The sequence below is a fragment of the Pseudomonas sp. NBRC 111127 genome (assembly GCF_001320345.1).
In the GTDB taxonomy this organism is placed as follows: domain Bacteria; phylum Pseudomonadota; class Gammaproteobacteria; order Pseudomonadales; family Pseudomonadaceae; genus Aquipseudomonas; species Aquipseudomonas juntendi.
The window spans coordinates 1-14,627 of sequence record NZ_BCBD01000138.1 but is presented as its reverse complement, the minus strand read 5'-3'; the positions used below and the strand labels follow the sequence as shown (position 1 = coordinate 14,627).

General features: G+C 63.7%; 20 protein-coding genes. 10 read left to right on the top strand and 10 right to left on the bottom strand.

Annotation, left to right across the window (positions count from 1 at the left end):
- The first annotated feature begins 221 nt into the window (after positions 1-221).
- Both APH30_RS21025 and APH30_RS21020 read left to right on the top strand, forming a co-directional pair.
- Positions 222-1,052, top strand: coding sequence for an undecaprenyl-diphosphate phosphatase (locus APH30_RS21025; RefSeq protein ID WP_054913654.1), 831 nt, complete (start codon positions 222-224; stop codon positions 1,050-1,052).
- On the top strand, positions 1,045-1,458 hold the full coding sequence (locus tag APH30_RS21020) for a DUF1294 domain-containing protein (protein WP_054913652.1): 414 nt from the start codon (positions 1,045-1,047) through the stop codon (positions 1,456-1,458). The genes APH30_RS21025 and APH30_RS21020 overlap by 8 nt, the downstream gene beginning before the upstream one ends.
- A gap of 31 nt (positions 1,459-1,489) precedes the next feature.
- Here APH30_RS21020 and APH30_RS21015 read toward each other — a convergent pair whose 3' ends face one another.
- Both APH30_RS21015 and APH30_RS21010 read right to left on the bottom strand, forming a co-directional pair.
- Complete coding sequence (locus APH30_RS21015; RefSeq protein ID WP_009685444.1) at positions 1,490-1,834, bottom strand: MmcQ/YjbR family DNA-binding protein; 345 nt, start codon at positions 1,832-1,834, stop codon at positions 1,490-1,492.
- 8 nt (positions 1,835-1,842) lie between these two features.
- A complete protein-coding gene (locus tag APH30_RS21010) occupies positions 1,843-2,745 on the bottom strand; it encodes a LysR substrate-binding domain-containing protein (RefSeq protein ID WP_009685443.1) in 903 nt (300 codons plus the stop codon).
- A gap of 133 nt (positions 2,746-2,878) precedes the next feature.
- Between APH30_RS21010 and APH30_RS21005 the strand changes: the two genes are divergently transcribed.
- From APH30_RS21005 to APH30_RS20985, 5 genes are all read left to right on the top strand, one after another.
- Complete coding sequence (locus APH30_RS21005; RefSeq protein ID WP_009685442.1) at positions 2,879-3,490, top strand: FMN-dependent NADH-azoreductase; 612 nt, start codon at positions 2,879-2,881, stop codon at positions 3,488-3,490.
- 252 nt (positions 3,491-3,742) lie between these two features.
- Positions 3,743-4,627 (top strand): EamA family transporter, encoded by an 885-nt coding sequence (locus APH30_RS21000; RefSeq protein ID WP_054904381.1) that lies wholly within the window; start codon positions 3,743-3,745, stop codon positions 4,625-4,627.
- A gap of 131 nt (positions 4,628-4,758) precedes the next feature.
- Positions 4,759-5,079, top strand: a complete 321-nt coding sequence (locus APH30_RS20995; RefSeq protein WP_054913651.1) for a YbjQ family protein — start codon at positions 4,759-4,761, stop codon at positions 5,077-5,079.
- Positions 5,080-5,216: 137 nt separating this feature from the next.
- A complete protein-coding gene (locus tag APH30_RS20990) occupies positions 5,217-5,405 on the top strand; it encodes a hypothetical protein (RefSeq protein WP_003253897.1) in 189 nt (62 codons plus the stop codon).
- 129 nt (positions 5,406-5,534) lie between these two features.
- The gene (locus APH30_RS20985; protein WP_054904382.1) at positions 5,535-5,846 is read left to right on the top strand and encodes a hypothetical protein; all 312 of its coding nucleotides are present in this window, start codon (positions 5,535-5,537) and stop codon (positions 5,844-5,846) included.
- Positions 5,847-5,891: 45 nt separating this feature from the next.
- Here APH30_RS20985 and APH30_RS20980 read toward each other — a convergent pair whose 3' ends face one another.
- The gene (locus APH30_RS20980; protein WP_029884829.1) at positions 5,892-6,224 is read right to left on the bottom strand and encodes a hypothetical protein; all 333 of its coding nucleotides are present in this window, start codon (positions 6,222-6,224) and stop codon (positions 5,892-5,894) included.
- A 300-nt stretch (positions 6,225-6,524) separates the two neighbouring features.
- On the bottom strand, positions 6,525-7,667 hold the full coding sequence (ampC, locus tag APH30_RS20975; protein ID WP_054913650.1) for a class C beta-lactamase: 1,143 nt from the start codon (positions 7,665-7,667) through the stop codon (positions 6,525-6,527).
- A gap of 119 nt (positions 7,668-7,786) precedes the next feature.
- Between ampC and APH30_RS20970 the strand changes: the two genes are divergently transcribed.
- Positions 7,787-8,821, top strand: a complete 1,035-nt coding sequence (locus APH30_RS20970; RefSeq protein WP_033744160.1) for a bile acid:sodium symporter family protein — start codon at positions 7,787-7,789, stop codon at positions 8,819-8,821.
- Here the strand turns inward: APH30_RS20970 and APH30_RS20965 are convergent, their stop codons facing one another.
- A complete protein-coding gene (locus APH30_RS20965; protein ID WP_054913649.1) occupies positions 8,822-9,382 on the bottom strand; it encodes a TetR/AcrR family transcriptional regulator in 561 nt (186 codons plus the stop codon).
- Positions 9,383-9,471: 89 nt separating this feature from the next.
- On the opposite strand from APH30_RS20965, the gene APH30_RS20960 reads away from it, so the two are divergent.
- Together APH30_RS20960 and APH30_RS20955 are read left to right on the top strand one after the other, a co-directional pair.
- Positions 9,472-10,203, top strand: coding sequence for an SDR family NAD(P)-dependent oxidoreductase (locus APH30_RS20960; RefSeq protein WP_029884833.1), 732 nt, complete (start codon positions 9,472-9,474; stop codon positions 10,201-10,203).
- 26 nt (positions 10,204-10,229) lie between these two features.
- Positions 10,230-10,844 (top strand): 2-hydroxychromene-2-carboxylate isomerase, encoded by a 615-nt coding sequence (locus APH30_RS20955; protein WP_054913648.1) that lies wholly within the window; start codon positions 10,230-10,232, stop codon positions 10,842-10,844.
- Here APH30_RS20955 and APH30_RS20950 read toward each other — a convergent pair.
- The 5 genes from APH30_RS20950 to APH30_RS20930 form a co-directional block, all read right to left on the bottom strand.
- A complete protein-coding gene (locus APH30_RS20950; protein WP_080709147.1) occupies positions 10,781-11,098 on the bottom strand; it encodes a hypothetical protein in 318 nt (105 codons plus the stop codon). The genes APH30_RS20955 and APH30_RS20950 overlap by 64 nt on opposite strands.
- A gap of 4 nt (positions 11,099-11,102) precedes the next feature.
- On the bottom strand, positions 11,103-11,648 hold the full coding sequence (locus tag APH30_RS20945) for a cupin domain-containing protein (protein WP_046616603.1): 546 nt from the start codon (positions 11,646-11,648) through the stop codon (positions 11,103-11,105).
- Positions 11,649-11,729: 81 nt separating this feature from the next.
- Positions 11,730-12,935: an MFS transporter gene (locus APH30_RS20940; protein WP_054913646.1), complete on the bottom strand. Its 1,206-nt coding sequence runs from the start codon at positions 12,933-12,935 to the stop codon at positions 11,730-11,732.
- Positions 12,936-13,007: 72 nt separating this feature from the next.
- A complete protein-coding gene (locus tag APH30_RS20935; protein ID WP_009685430.1) occupies positions 13,008-13,541 on the bottom strand; it encodes a cytochrome b in 534 nt (177 codons plus the stop codon).
- Positions 13,538-14,584, bottom strand: a complete 1,047-nt coding sequence (locus APH30_RS20930; protein ID WP_054913653.1) for a catalase family peroxidase — start codon at positions 14,582-14,584, stop codon at positions 13,538-13,540. Before APH30_RS20930 ends, APH30_RS20935 begins: the two co-directional genes overlap by 4 nt.
- Between the last annotated feature and the right edge of the window lie 43 nt (positions 14,585-14,627).

Sequence of the window (14,627 nt, the reverse complement as noted above, 5' to 3'; positions counted from 1 at the left end):
CTAAGTGCTATCTTTGTCACAGTCTGCAGAAGGTTGCGTAACGGATTTGCAAAGGTGCTCTGACAGGATTTCGGCCGCGCAAGATGAAACCTTTAGCCGCCGTGAACTTTTCCACTGGCGCTGGTCCCAACAGTCGCTGTAAAAAGCCGGTCCGCGTGCGGCAATCGTCAATAGATCAAGAACAAGGAGCCTGCTGCGAGCAGCGCTCCACCGGGGGAATGATGGATTTTTGGACTGCCTTCCAGGCAATCATCTTGGGCGTAGTAGAGGGGCTGACGGAGTTCCTGCCGATTTCCAGTACCGGCCACCAGATCATCGTCGCCGACGTGATCGGTTTTGGCGGTGAACGGGCCATGGCTTTCAACATCATCATCCAGCTGGCAGCGATCCTGGCCGTGATGTGGGAGTTTCGCAGCAGGATCTGCGAAGTGGTTTTCGGCTTGCGCAGCCAACCCAAGGCACGGCGCTTTACCGGTAACCTGTTGTTGGCATTCCTGCCTGCGGTCGTACTGGGCGTACTGTTCGCCGACCTGATCCACGAGTACCTGTTCAACCCGGTCACCGTGGCGGCAGCGCTGGTGGTAGGTGGGGTGATCATGTTGTGGGCCGAGCGGCGCACGCATCGGGTAGAGGTTGACCATGTCGACGACATGCGTTGGAGCCATGCGCTGAAAATAGGCTTCGTGCAGTGCCTGGCGATGATCCCCGGCACATCGCGTTCCGGCTCGACCATCATCGGCGGGCTGCTGTTCGGTCTGTCGCGCAAGGCGGCCACCGAGTTCTCGTTCTTTCTCGCCATGCCGACCATGGTCGGCGCGGCCGTGTATTCGGGCTACAAGTACCGCCACCTGTTCCAGCCGGATGACTTGCCGGTGTTCGCCATCGGTTTCGTCACGTCGTTCATTTTCGCCATGATCGCCGTGCGTGCGCTGCTCAAGTTCATTGCCAACCACAGCTATGCCGCGTTTGCCTGGTATCGCATCGTGTTCGGCCTGTTCATCCTGGCGACCTGGCAGTTCGGCTGGGTCAACTGGACCTCGGTTCATGGCTGAGCTGCGGCGTGCCGCGCCGCTGGACGGGGTACGCAACCTGCGCCTGAAACTGCTGGTGCTGGCCGTGTTGTGCGTGCTGCCAGGGCTGGGCGCGGCTCGCATGGCCTGGCTCGACCAGGCCTGGTGGCCATTGGCGCTGTACCCGGCAATGAGCCTGGTCAGCGTCATGCTGTACTGGCAGGACAAACACCAGGCACGTCAGCAGGCCTGGCGCACGCCCGAGAAAGTGCTGCATGCCAGCGAGCTGCTGGGTGGCTGGCCGGGCGCGTTGCTGGCGCAGCAGCTGTTCCGGCATAAGACGCGCAAGCTTTCGTACCAGCTGCTGTTCTGGGCGATTGTGCTGTTGCACCAGGTGTTCTGGGCCGACTGGCTGTTTTTCGATGGGCGCTTTCTGCCTTTAGGGTGAAGTGCGGCACCGAAGCGGGGGGCAGGCGGTATTACAGCAGCAAACCCACCTGTAACCGCTTCGGTAACCGTCGCACCACCAGCTGGTGCGAACGCTGCAGCAAGTCACGCAATTCGTCCCGGCCCATGGGGTATGGCGGCGCCATGCTGATCCAGCGTGCCCTTGCCAGGTAAGGCGCAGGTCGCACTCCAGGGCGGTCGCAATAGCCGAGAAACAAATCGTCGGCCACCTTGAACGACAGCCCTGCGCCGGCCAGGTCGAGTACCGCGAACATCTTGTTGCCGGCCACCGAGAACACCCGGATACCGCCCCACTTGTAGTCTTCCTGGGCACCCGGCAGCTCCAGGCAGAATGCCGCTACTTCGGCTTCGCTCATATTCGCGTTCATACGTATCGCTCCCCACACGCCTCAAAGGATGCTGCCAGATGGTCGATCCACACCCGTACAGCCGGCAACAGGCCGCGCCGGTGCGGGTACACCGCCTGCAGGTAGCCACCTGGCAGCGACCACTCAGGCAGCAGGCGTACCAGCTCGCCGCGTTCCAGCTCCGCCTCGCAAAACATGCTGGGTAATGCAGTAAAGCCCAGGCCAGCCCGTACAGCGGCATTACGTACTACGAAATCGTCGATCGCCAGGCGCGGCTCCAGGGCCAGGTCCTGTTGCTTGCCGTTGGGGCCCAGCAGGCGAAAGTGCACCAGCCGGTCTGCCTCGGCGGCGCCCAGTACCGGCAACGTCGCCAGTTCGGCAGGGTCGCGAATGTGGTCGGCGAAGCCTGGGGCGGCAACCAGCTGCATTTGCGCCTGGCGCAGGCGGCGGGTGACCAAGGCCGGGTCTTCATCGCCCAGGTCGCGCACGCGCAGGGCAACGTCGATACCTTCGGAAATCAGGTCCACCCGGCGGTTGAGCAGTACCATGTCCAACTGCACCAACGGGTACTGCTCGAGAAAGCGGCTGATCACCTGCGGCAGAAACGCGTGGGCCAGCGCCACGGGGCAGGACACACGCAAGCGCCCGCGTGGTTCGCTGCTCATGCTGGCCACCGTTTCATCGGCGGCTTCGGCCTCCAGCAGCATGGCTTGGCAGTGATGCAGGTAGCGCTCGCCCACTGCGGTGAGTTTCAACTGCCGGGTAGTGCGCTGCAGCAGGCGGGTGCCCAGGCGCTCTTCGAGCTCGGCGATGCGCCGGGACAAGCGTGACTTGGGAATGCCCAGCTGGCGCCCCGCTGCAGCAAAACCGCCGGCTTCCACTACGCGGGCGAAATAGAAAAGGTCATTGAGGTCTTGCATGAACAGGTCTCATTGTTCCACTCATGAGACAAACTAACGCATTTTCTGCGGCTTATCAGTCATTAATCACTCCGGTAGGATTCTGCCCATCGTGATCGCCAAGAGATGCGGTCTTCATTCACAGGAGAGTCCTATGAAACTGTTGCACATCGATTCGAGCATCCTGGGTGACAATTCCGCATCCCGCCAGTTGAGCCGCGAGGTGGTCGAAGCCTGGAAAGCCGCAGACCCGAGCGTTGAAGTCGTGTACCGCGACCTGGCTGCCGATGCCATTGCACACTTCTCTGCTGCCACGCTGGTAGCCGCTGGCACCCCGGAAGACGTACGCGACGCCGCCCAGGCATTCGAGGCCAAGCTCAGTGCCGAGACCCTGGAGGAATTCCTGGCCGCCGATGCCGTGGTGATAGGCGCACCGATGTACAACTTCAGCGTGCCGACCCAGCTCAAGGCCTGGATCGACCGCGTTGCCGTGGCCGGCAAGACCTTCCGCTACACCGAGGCGGGCCCCGAGGGGCTTTGCGGTAACAAGAAGGTAGTGCTGGTTTCCACCGCGGGTGGTCTGCACGCTGGCCAGCCAACGGGTGCTGGGCATGAAGACTTCCTCAAGGTGTTCCTGGGCTTCATTGGTGTCACCGACCTGGAAATCGTGCGCGCTCACGGCTTGGCCTACGGCCCGGAGCAACGTACACAGGCACTTGACGCCGCACAGGCGCAGATCGCCAATGAGCTGTTTGCAGCGGCTTGATGCACAGCGATAAGGCTTGCAAGGCTCAGGTACAGGCAAGTCCGCGCTGCTGATCGTGCCCTGCTCAAGGGTACTGGAAACCCGCGAATACGCAGTGTTCGCGGGTTTTCTGCGTTATGCATCAACGTTACAGGTTGACGCAACAGTCGGACTGTTGCGCCAGCCTAGGCCACCACTGTGCTGGTCCTCTTCAGAGTTATAGCCTTATGCTGTAACGAAATATGTCTAGAACGCCTGAAGAAGGAAGCTGCCGTGCCGCTCAAGGACCTGCTCATCGCCCTGGTGGTGATTGTTGCCTGGGGAGTCAACTTTGTAGTCATCAAGGTTGGCCTCGACGGCTTGCCGCCGATGCTGTTGGGGGCACTGCGCTTTTTGCTGGTGGCGTTTCCCGCGGTGTTGCTGGTCAGGCGCCCCAAATTGCCCTGGCGCTGGCTCATCGCCTACGGCGCAACCATTTCTCTGGGCCAGTTCGCCTTTCTCTTCCAGGCCATGTACAGCGGCATGCCACCAGGGCTGGCTTCGCTGATTCTGCAATCGCAGGCATTCTTCACGCTCGGCTTCGCCGCGCTATTCCTCGGTGAACGGCTGCGCCTGGCCAGTGTGCTGGGGCTACTGGTGGCGGCCAGTGGCCTGGCCCTGATCGGCAGCGAAGACGGTGGCCACGTGCCGATGGTGGCGCTGCTGCTGACATTGTGTGGCGGGGCCATGTGGGGGCTGGGCAACATCATTACCCGGCGCTTTGGCTCGGTTGACCTGGTGGCGCTGGTGATCTGGGGTGGTTTGATCCCGCCGTTGCCGTTCCTGGCGTTGTCCTGGTGGCTGGAAGGCCCAGAGCGTATTGGCCATGCGCTTGCCAACATCAGCCTCAGTTCGGTGCTGGCGCTGGCATACCTGGCTTTTGTCGCCACCATGATCGGCTACAGCCTGTGGAGCAAGCTGTTGTCGCGCCACCCGGCCGGTAAGGTCGCACCCTTTTCGCTGCTGGTGCCGGTGATCGGCTTGAGTTCGTCGGCATTGCTGCTGGGCGAACGACTGACCGCAATTCAGGGGTGGGGCGCCGTGTTGGTGATGGCCGGGCTGCTGGTGAACGTATTCGGTGCGCGGATCGGACAGCGCTTGCGTGCGGCCAGCGCCTGACAGGAGGGTAGTGGGGGGCGTGGTGACGGCTGAAGCGTTGACCGGGTGGTAATGCCCCATTGCCGGTTGCTCAGGTGCGGCTCTGTTAGACTCGGCCTCATTGTTCGAGACCAGGCCAACGGAGCGTTTGCATGATCATTTCCACTACCAGTCAACTTGAAGGCCGCCCGATTGCCGAATACATGGGCGTGGTCAGCGCCGAATCGGTCCAGGGCATCAATTTCGTCCGCGATTTCTTTACCCGTGTTCGCGACGTGCTGGGTGGTCGCTCGCAGACCCTGGAAAGCGCACTGCGCGAGGCCCGCGAGCAGGCCACCGAAGAGCTGAAGGCGCGCGCCCAGCAGTTGCGAGCCGACGCGGTAGTCGGTGTGGACTACGAGATCAGCATGCCTTCGGTACAAGGCGGCATGGTCGTCGTGTTTGTCACCGGCACCGCAGTACGCCTGCGCTGAAGGCCGGTTTGCCACTGGTCGGCTGCCTGCGGTTTGCCCGGCTGGTCTGTAAATGACCGGCTAGTCTCACTTTTACAGGCCGCGTCACTTGGCAACTTTTCTGGTTGCCGGCGCGTTGCCGCTGAGGATGACAGGGCATGAGCGAATCTTTTTTCGAAGACCTTAACGATGCGTTTCCGATCAACAGCCAGGTGCGTTGCGGCCAGGCGGCATTCCGGCTGGGGTTCGCCCACATGACCCTGGATGATTCCGAGCAGCTGCAGCCTGCCCATCTGCAGCGCAGCAAAAAGGGCCGCTTCATGCCGCGGGTGCCGCTGAAGAAGTAACCCCGCGCTGCCCGACGGCGCACTTTTTATGGCCATTCGTTGACCCGGCTCATGAAATGATTGGGTAACACTCGCCGGATCGCCAAGCCTGTGCTTTGCTGACGCCACATTCGAGCAACGGAGGACTGGATGCTCATGCGCGTCAGGGAAGAGACTTATTGGCACTGGGCGGACGCCCAACTACACAGCCGCAGCCACGACGAAGCGCTCAGCGATGGCACCACACTGGATGTGCAGGTGCGCTTGTCGCGCCTGGGCGCAACGCAATTGTTCCTGGGGTTGTATGCCGGGGATGGGCGGGCGCTGGTGGAGGAGTACTACCCCGCGCGGCCGGGCGAGACCATGACCCGTGCCATGGTTTGGGGTGTCGACCGCGCCAGGGCCATGGCGACAGGGGCATTGCCGTTGCCGCCAGCCCGCCGCCAGCGGCGCCAGGCATGAAAAAGCCCGGCCTGTTCAGGCCGGGCTCTGCTAACGGTGGCAACCTCAATTGAGCGGTTCGATCACCTTGACTGCTTGCTGCTCACGGGCAGCGGGCCACTCCTGTTGCAGGGTCTGCAGCACACGGCCAACGAACTCGGTGTCGGCGGCAGCCTTCTTGCCAACGTAGCCTTGGCCACGACGGTAGACCTTGAAGCGGGCACGCATGCTGGGCAGGTGCTCTTCAAATTCAGCTTCGACGGTATTCGGTGGCAGGCGATCGAGGCGCACTTCACCGGTTTGGCTGACCCACAGCAGGTGGTCGTCGAGGCTGTCTTTGCGGCCGGCGAACAGCTGGGCCAATTGGTCGATGGTCGGATTGTTGTTCAAGTTCATCATAAAGCCCCCATTACCCATTCGTAGGTGATTTTCACAGTTGGCGCTACCACGGTGTAGCGCACTACCAACGCTGCTACAGCAGCATCGCAACAGGGGCTTTCTCACGCTGCCTTTTGGACAGTTTCCCGCTCCACGAACGGCCCGCGTTACCGCGCAGACCGTCTGGAATACCCTTGCCACCGCCCCCGATCAGGGGGACGGCTTCATCATGCACAAGGGCGATGAACGGCGTCAACTATTTTGTAGTGAATATTTTTTTTCACTACATAGTGTCGATTTGTTCGACAATCCGCGGCCTTTCTACAGGCTGGAAAGGATCGCAAAGGCGGCACGGACCCGGGCCTCATTGGGGTAATTGCGGTTGGCCAGCAACACCACCGCCAGCTGTTCGGCGGGCACGAACGCAGCGTAGGCACCAAAGCCATTGGTGGAGCCGGTCTTGTTGTACCAGGCCGCAGGCAGCGCCGGCTGGGCTGGCTGCAAGCGCGTGACTGGCTGTGGTTCACGGATCAGCCTTGGGCTGTTGCCATCGACCAGCGTGTCCAGTGCGACCGGGTAGGGGTAGCGCTCCCAACCCAGGCCCTGGGTCATGGCGCCGACCTGAAAGTAGCCTTGGCGGGTAATGCTCAAGGCTTGCTGCAGCGTTGGTGGCAGGCCCTGCGGTTGCAGGTGCAGGCGCACGTAGCGCAGCAGGTCGCGGGCGCTGGTCTTGATCCCGTAGGCTTCGTCGGCATAGGGGCCGGGGCCGACGCGTACCGGCTTGTCGGCGGCATCGTAACCTTGTGCGTACAGGCCCTGGGCGCTGGCGGGCACCTGCAGATAGGTGGCGCGCAGGCTCATCGGTGCCAACAGCCCTTCGCTCATCAGTGTCGAAAACGATTGCTGTTGTGCGCGGGCGGCCAGGTCGCCGAACAGGCCCAGGCTAGGGTTGGAGTAGCAGCGCTGGGTGCCGGGTTTGGCGCGTGGTTGCCAGTGCCGGAAGAAATCGACGACCTGCTGCGGCGTCTGGACCTCATCCGGGAACTGCAGCGGCAGGCAGTCCGCGCTGTAGGCACCGAGGTCGCGAACGGACGCCTCGCCAATAGGGGCGCCTGCCAACGCCGGGTGGTAACGCTTGGCCGGCGCCGACAGGTCCAGCTTGCCCTGCGCGCTGGCCAGCGCGGCCAAGGTGGCGGTATAGGTCTTGCTCAACGAGCCGATTTCGAACAGCGTGTCGCGGCTTACCGGCACGTTGTCGGCCTTGCTGGCCACGCCGTAACTGAAATAGTGCGCATGGCCGTGGGCATAAATGGCCACCGCCATGCCGCTGATGCCTTGCTCCTGCATCAGCGGGCGGACGACCTGGTCGACCTTGGCCTGCAACGGGTCGTGAGCCTGGGCGGTGGTATGGCCCAAGGCAAGCGTGATGGTGGTGGCAATCAAAGCCTTGCGCAAGCGCGGCATGAGCGGTTCCTTGTGTGCATGGTGTCCGTTGAGCGATACCCCAGGGGGTTCCGGCGTTAGCGCTGAAAAGCCGGAAACATTATCGTCTGCCCTTGCACAATGACAAGACGGGAGCCGTGATGAAGTATTTGCGCATGCTGTTCGACAATTTCACCCTGGCCTTGCTCGGGGTGGTCTGCATTGCCACCGTATTGCCTTGTTCGGGCGACGGCGCGGTGTACTTCGGCTGGCTGACCAACCTTGCCATCGGCCTGCTGTTCTTCCTGCACGGTGCCAAGCTGTCGCGTGAGGCGATCATCGCAGGCGCCGGGCATTGGCGCCTGCACCTGCTGGTGTTCTCCTGCACGTTCGTGCTGTTCCCGCTGCTGGGGTTGGCGTTCAAGCCGCTGTTCGTGCCACTTGTAGGCAATGAGCTGTACCTGGGTGTGCTGTACTTGTGCGCCTTGCCCGCAACCGTGCAGTCGGCAATCGCCTTCACTTCGCTGGCCCGCGGCAACGTGCCGGCGGCCATCTGCAGTGCGGCGGCGTCCAGCCTGCTGGGTATCTTCCTCACCCCATTGCTGGTGGTGATGTTGCTGGGCGCCAGTGGCGATACTGGCTCCGGCCTGGATGCGGTCCTCAAGATCACCTTGCAACTGCTGGTGCCATTCGTGGCCGGGCAGATCGCGCGGCGCTGGATTGGCGCCTGGGTCAAGCGCAATGCCCGCTGGCTCAAGGTGGTCGATCAGGGGTCGATTCTGCTGGTGGTGTATACCGCCTTCAGCGAGGCAGTGGTGACCGGCCTGTGGCACACGGTTTCGTCGCAGCACCTGGCCGGGTTGTTCGCGGTATGCGGCATTCTGCTGGCGGTGGTGTTGTTCGCTACCCGCTTGTTGGGCAAGGCCCTGGGCTTCGACCTCGAGGACCGTATCACCATCCTGTTCGCCGGCTCGAAGAAAAGCCTGGCCACCGGTGTACCCATGGCGCAGGTGCTGTTCGTGGGCAGTGGCATTGGCGCGATGATCCTGCCGCTGATGCTGTTCCACCAGATCCAGTTGATGGTGTGCGCGGTGCTGGCGCAGCGTTATGCCAGCCGTGAGCAAGGTTTGCCAGAGGCTCTGGCAGGCGCTGAACGTGCTGCCGCGGGCACTCGCCAACCCCCAGCCAACCCGTGATCAGTCGGCCTCCAGCGCGCGTTCGACAAACGCGCGGCTGGCGCCAAGCACCTGGCCTTGCACGCTTTCGCTGACCAGCATGCGGCCAACCAGCAGCGCGCCCACGCACTGACTGATCAATACCCAGGCCAACTGCTCATCCTCCAGGGTGGCGCTCCAGGCCTGGTGCAGCTGCAGTAACCAGTGCTCGGCCACTTCCCGCACAGGGGCGTCAGCGCGGGCTATCTCCACCCCTAGCGGCGGCAACGGGCAACCCTGCTCGGCGTTGTGCAGGTGCGCCAGGCTAAGGTATTGCTGCAGGCAGCGGGCCAGCCGCTCGCGGCTGGCACCTTGGCTGGCCAGCCGGGCGAGTGGGCTGTTGCAGAGTTCCTGCCGGACCACCTCGGTGAACAGGTCATCCTTGGACGGAAAGTGGTTGTAGAACGCCCCCCCGGTCAGGCCAATGGCTTTCATCAAGCCGGCAACGCCCGTGCTGGCAAAGCCCCCGCGCTTGGCCAGTGCACCGCTGCTGGCGAGCAAGCGTTCACGGGTTTGCTGCTTGTGTTCGTTCGAGTAGCGCATGGGCGTGCCTCTGCAAGACGGCTTGACGAAAGCCGGCATCGTAGCATAGCGTTCGTTTACTAAACGATCATTTACCAATGGGTGCAGGCATGTCAGAACAACAAAAAGTCGTGCTGGTGATTGGTGCGGGGGACGCCACCGGCGGCGAGATTGCCAAGCGTTTCGCCCGCGAGGGCTATATCGCCTGTGTCACCCGGCGCCAGGCTGACAAGCTGCAGCCGTTGCTGGAAGAAATACGCGCTGCCGGTGGCCAGGCCTACGGGTTCGGCTCCGATGCGCGCAAGGAAGACGACGTGGCGGAACTGGTCGAAACCATCGAGCGCGATATCGGCCCGATCGAAGCCTTTGTGTTCAACATTGGCGCCAATGTGCCATGCAGCATTCTGGACGAAACCCCACGCAAGTATTTCAAGATCTGGGAAATGGCTTGCTTCGCCGGCTTTCTGACTGCCCAGGCGGTGGCCCGGCGCATGGTCCGGCGCGAGCGCGGCACGCTGCTGTTCACTGGCGCCACCGCCGCAACCCGTGGCGCGGCCGGTTTTGCCGCCTTCGCCGGCGCCAAGCATGGCTTGCGCGCATTGGCCCAGAGCATGGCCCGCGAGTTGGGGCCGCGCAATATTCATGTCGCCCATGTGGTGGTGGACGGGGCCATCGACACTGCCTTCATTCGCGACAGCTTCCCCGAGCGCTACGCCCTAAAGGGTGAGGGTGGCATCCTCAACCCTGCACACATCGCCGACAGCTATTGGTTCCTGCACGCCCAGCCCCGCGACGCCTGGACCTTCGAGCTGGACCTGCGGCCCTGGATGGAAGGCTGGTAAACCCTTTTCCTTGCAAGGACATGACCATGCACAAGCACGTCGATTTCTACTTTGACCTGGGTAGCCCAGCCAGTTACCTGGCCTGGACCCAGCTGCCGGCGCTATGCGCCCGCCACGGGGCAACGCTGCACTACCGGCCAATGCTCCTGGGCGGCGTATTCCAGGCCACGGGCAACGCTTCGCCAGCGATGATCCCCGCCAAGGGGCGCTATATGTTCACCGACCTGGCGCGCTTTGCCGCCCGCTACGGGGTGCCGTTTGGGCTGCCGCCGGCTTTTCCGGTCAATACGCTGCACTTGATGCGAGGCGTCATGGGTACGCAGTTACGCGCGCCGGAGCGTTTCGAGGGGCTGCTGGCGGTGTTGTTCAAGGGTTTGTTTGCCCAGCAGCGCAACCTGAGCGATGTGGCGGTACTGGACGCCACCCTGGTTGAAGGCGGCTTTGACCCACACGCGTTTCACGCACTGGCAGCAGATGACGAAATCAAGGCAGCACTGCGGCAGGCGACCGAGGTAGCGGTGCAGCGGGGGGTATTTGGTGCGCCGACGTGCTTTGTCGGCGAAGAGATGTTCTTCGGTCAGGACCGCCTGGACTTCGTCGAGGCAGCGCTGCAGCAGGGGGCGAGCAGCCTTTCCAGCTGAGTGCGTTCCCACTGGCTGAGCAGATCGCAGGGGTTGCTGCCATACCGTTGCCAGGCATCGAGCCCGGCCTGCGCCCCGCACGGTGCCGTGCAGTGGATGCACTGGGCAAGGCCCTCGCTGTCCAGCGCGAGGGTCAGTTGCCAGCCGTCGATGATCACGTCTACCAGGGCGTGGTCATGGCGCTGGGCTATCGACAGGGTATGGACACCGAGCGCTGCGTCACGCAGGCGTTGATAGACCACCCGGCTGTTCATGCCGTCAGAAGTTCGCCGGGGTATTGGCGCTGATGATCTCGGCCTCGTCCGGGCCGATGTTCTTGAAGCTGTGCGGCAGCGTGGTGGGGATGTAGTAGCCATCGCCCGAGTTGAGCACGCTGACCTGGCCGTCGACCCACAGCTCCACAGTCCCCCGCGTGACCAGCCCGCATTCTTCGCCTTCGGCATGCACGATCGGTTCGCCGGAGTCTGCGCCCGGCGCGTACAGCTCACGCAACATGCGCATCTGCCGGCCTTCGACACTGGCACCGACCAACAGCATGCGCAGGCCGTTACGGCCCAGGTCTGGCTGTTCGCTGCCGCGGAACACGTAGCGCTCTTCACGTACCGGCTCGTCGAAGCTGAAAAACTCCGCCAGGCTCATGGGAATGCCTTCGAGGAGCTTTTTCAAGGAGCTGACCGAAGGGCTCACGCGGTTCTGTTCGATCTGCGAGATCGTCGAGTTGGTCAGCCCGCTACGGCGGGCCAATTCCCGTTGGGAGAGGTTGTTGCGTTCCCGCACCAGTTTGAGTCGCGTCCCCGTGTCCATAGCCGCCTTGTAATCAGAGGTGTTTAAAATAACGAGCGATGCGCATTAAAACATACTCTGCCGCGTTGCGCGCTGTGCTTCTCAACGCCTTTGTTCACGCGGAATTGGCCACAGCCCGACCAGCAACAACAGCGTTGCCACGGCCAGGAATGGCAAGCGCGGGTCCACGGCATAGACCAAGGTCCCGGCCAGCGGGCCGATGACCGCGCCCATGCCCTGGGCTGCACCTATGGAGCCGGCCGTGGCGCCTTGCTCGCCGGCCTGCATGGCATTGGCGGCCAGGGCCGAAAACGCCGGGAATACAAAACCCATGCCCGCCGCCGCCACAAAGTAGCAGGCCCATAGCCAAGGGGCCGTGGTCGCCAGCGCGCCGCTGGCAAAGCCCAGCGCCGAAACCGTGGCACCGACCCGGATCATCTTCAGCGGTGGCCACTGCAGCTGGCGCAGCATGACCTGGGCCAGCATCAGCGCCACACCCACGGTGGTGAGGGCAATGCCGGCAGCCTGGGCGGCCTGGGCTGGCCCCAGGTGCAGGCGGTCAAGGGCGAAGAAGCCGACGGTGATCTGCGACACGGTCACACTCAGCATGGCGCTGAATGCCACCAGCAACGGCCGGCGCAGGCGGGGGTCGTTGAGCCTGACCGGGGTGGGTGCGTGGCTGTGTGCAAGCGCCTGTGGCTTCAGGGCCAACAGCAGCACCACGAAGGCACTGGCAGGGAGTAGCGACATGACCAGAAACGGCAGGCTCAGGCTATGCCGCGCCAGCAGCGCTGCAAGGGCTGGGCCGACCACCAGGCCCACGGCGTTGGCCGCCCCCAGCGAAGCCATGGCCCGTGCCCGCTGCTGCGGCCCGACATGGTCGGCGATCAGGGCGTTGCAGCCGACCGGAATGGCGGCATAGAAGGCACCGATGCAACCGCGTGCGACCATCAGGCCGATGAAGGCCATTGTTGCACCTGGCATCCAGCGCAGTGCACCTTCGACAAACAGGCACAACAGCCAGTAGGCCAGGGTGAAACCCGCGCTACCCAGCAGCAATACGCGCCGACGGCCAAGGCGGTCAGCTGCGCGGCCCCAAGGGCGGGCCAGCAATACCCAGACCACGCCGGCCACGGTAATGGCGGCGCCGGCTTGCCAGGTGGCCATGCCCAACTGGCGGGCGATCGGGCCGATCAAGGCGACGAAGGCCATCATCGACATCGTACAGGCCATGTTGGCCAGCAGCAGCGGGCGTAGATCGAGGGTGCTGGCTGGGCTGAGCGTTGCAGGATCCTTTGCGAGGGTCATGGGGTTTCCAGGGCAGTAGGGCCGGTGACAGCCGGCCATTGATGAAGGTCGACCGCCCTGGGCTGCCTCAGGTCATTGATTGCGGCGCAGGGGGCCAGGCCACATGCTACGCAACACGCCGTCGCGGCGCACCCAGGCATGCATCAGCGCCGCACCGACATGCACCAATACGGTGGCGAACAGCAAGTAGCCTGCCCAACCATGGGCCTGGCGCAGCACGGCATACAGCTGCAGGTTGTGCGGCGCGATCGCGGGCAGGCCCAGCGGGCGCGGGTAGTCGCCGGCAGACAGCATGGCCCAGCCCAGCAGCGGCATCGCCAGCATCAGGCCATAAAGCGCCAGGTGCGATGCGCCGGCAGCCCAGCGCTGCACGGTTGGCAGGTCTGCAGGCAGCGGCGGGTGGGGTACGGCCAGGCGCACGCCGATACGCAGCACGACCAGCACCAGCAACGCCAGGCCGGTGGCCTTGTGCAGGCTGATCAGTACAGGGTGGCGCAACGACAGGTCGGCAACCATGGTCACGCCGATGAACAGCATGGCCAGGATCAGCACGGCCATCAACCAATGCAGCGCGCGGGCAAGGGGGTGGAAGGCTTCGGGCTTCATGGGCGGGCTCCGGTGCCGAGCGATTCACGGCTGCGGCGGTTGAAAGATTCCGAATAGGCGGCGGAACGGGCGGCGAGGATCGGGTCGTTGGAGGCTTCGATACCTTGCGGCAGGATCAGGGGGTCGAAGTTGATGTCGCGGCAGGCCCCTTGTTCGGGCCCATCGACCTGCTCCAGCACCAGGGTGCCGGCGTCCACGCTGCGCCGCTCGGCAGGCCAGGGGCGGGCCGGGTCATCCACCGCATCGCCCGGTTCCGCCAGCACCAGGCGCAAGGTCCAGCGCAACGGGCCTTGGGCCAGGCGCTGCTGCAAGTCGTGCTGGAGGAACAACTTGTCGTCGACCTGCCCAGGCAACGCGGCGAACGGCGCCTGTGGCTCCAGCTGCCAGCGTACCGGGTGGGCCGCGCCGGCTGCGTCGATCAGGCGGAAGGCATTGATGCTGTGGTACTGCGTGCTGGCGAAGCTGTCACTGGGTTTGTAACTGGCCGCCCATTGACGAAACGCTGCGCTTTCCGGGTGTGCGGCGAAGAACGCCTGCAGCTTGGCCGGGTCGGGTTTGCCGGTGGCCTTGACCGGTGCGCTGGCCAGCACCTGCTCGTAGAACCCTTGGGGGTTGCTGACGGCAAGCACCGGCGGGTTGTTCATGCCGGTGCGCCAGACCTGGCCGTCATCGGTGCTCAACTCAATTGCCAGGCTGCGGACCGGTATGCTGGTGTCCGGGGCGAACGGGTTGGCCCCGCCGATGGCGAAACGGCCAATGACCGGCACCCGTGGCTGGCTGAATGCGCGTGCCGTGGACAGGCTGGCTGCCTGGCCGCTGGGCTGGAAGTAACCACTGACGCACAGCCCCTTGGCGTGGTTCTTGCGGTAGCCGGGGTAGTGCCCGGCTTGGGCTTCGAAGGTGTCGATGATGCGTTGCGGGGTCAACTGCGGTTGGCCCAGCCAGCCAGCGGCATACGCGAAGCCGGCACCTGCGGCCAGCATCACGGCGCCGATGGCGGCCAGGCGCAGGGCCTTGGCCGGGCCGTGCAAAGGTGAGTTCATGGTGTGCGTCCGGTTCAGTGAAGGTGCCAGTACGACGAGGTAG

Coding starts and splice junctions, on each gene's coding strand:
- APH30_RS21025 (WP_054913654.1), top strand. CDS start 222: ATGGATTTTTGGACTGCCTTCCAGGCAATCATCTTGGGCGTAGTAGAG.
- APH30_RS21020 (WP_054913652.1), top strand. CDS start 1,045: ATGGCTGAGCTGCGGCGTGCCGCGCCGCTGGACGGGGTACGCAACCTG.
- APH30_RS21015 (WP_009685444.1), bottom strand. CDS start 1,834: ATGAGCGAAGCCGAAGTAGCGGCATTCTGCCTGGAGCTGCCGGGTGCC.
- APH30_RS21010 (WP_009685443.1), bottom strand. CDS start 2,745: ATGCAAGACCTCAATGACCTTTTCTATTTCGCCCGCGTAGTGGAAGCC.
- APH30_RS21005 (WP_009685442.1), top strand. CDS start 2,879: ATGAAACTGTTGCACATCGATTCGAGCATCCTGGGTGACAATTCCGCA.
- APH30_RS20995 (WP_054913651.1), top strand. CDS start 4,759: ATGATCATTTCCACTACCAGTCAACTTGAAGGCCGCCCGATTGCCGAA.
- APH30_RS20990 (WP_003253897.1), top strand. CDS start 5,217: ATGAGCGAATCTTTTTTCGAAGACCTTAACGATGCGTTTCCGATCAAC.
- APH30_RS20985 (WP_054904382.1), top strand. CDS start 5,535: ATGCTCATGCGCGTCAGGGAAGAGACTTATTGGCACTGGGCGGACGCC.
- APH30_RS20980 (WP_029884829.1), bottom strand. CDS start 6,224: ATGATGAACTTGAACAACAATCCGACCATCGACCAATTGGCCCAGCTG.
- ampC (WP_054913650.1), bottom strand. CDS start 7,667: ATGCCGCGCTTGCGCAAGGCTTTGATTGCCACCACCATCACGCTTGCC.
- APH30_RS20970 (WP_033744160.1), top strand. CDS start 7,787: ATGAAGTATTTGCGCATGCTGTTCGACAATTTCACCCTGGCCTTGCTC.
- APH30_RS20965 (WP_054913649.1), bottom strand. CDS start 9,382: ATGCGCTACTCGAACGAACACAAGCAGCAAACCCGTGAACGCTTGCTC.
- APH30_RS20960 (WP_029884833.1), top strand. CDS start 9,472: ATGTCAGAACAACAAAAAGTCGTGCTGGTGATTGGTGCGGGGGACGCC.
- APH30_RS20955 (WP_054913648.1), top strand. CDS start 10,230: ATGCACAAGCACGTCGATTTCTACTTTGACCTGGGTAGCCCAGCCAGT.
- APH30_RS20950 (WP_080709147.1), bottom strand. CDS start 11,098: ATGAACAGCCGGGTGGTCTATCAACGCCTGCGTGACGCAGCGCTCGGT.
- APH30_RS20945 (WP_046616603.1), bottom strand. CDS start 11,648: ATGGACACGGGGACGCGACTCAAACTGGTGCGGGAACGCAACAACCTC.
- APH30_RS20940 (WP_054913646.1), bottom strand. CDS start 12,935: ATGACCCTCGCAAAGGATCCTGCAACGCTCAGCCCAGCCAGCACCCTC.
- APH30_RS20935 (WP_009685430.1), bottom strand. CDS start 13,541: ATGAAGCCCGAAGCCTTCCACCCCCTTGCCCGCGCGCTGCATTGGTTG.
- APH30_RS20930 (WP_054913653.1), bottom strand. CDS start 14,584: ATGAACTCACCTTTGCACGGCCCGGCCAAGGCCCTGCGCCTGGCCGCC.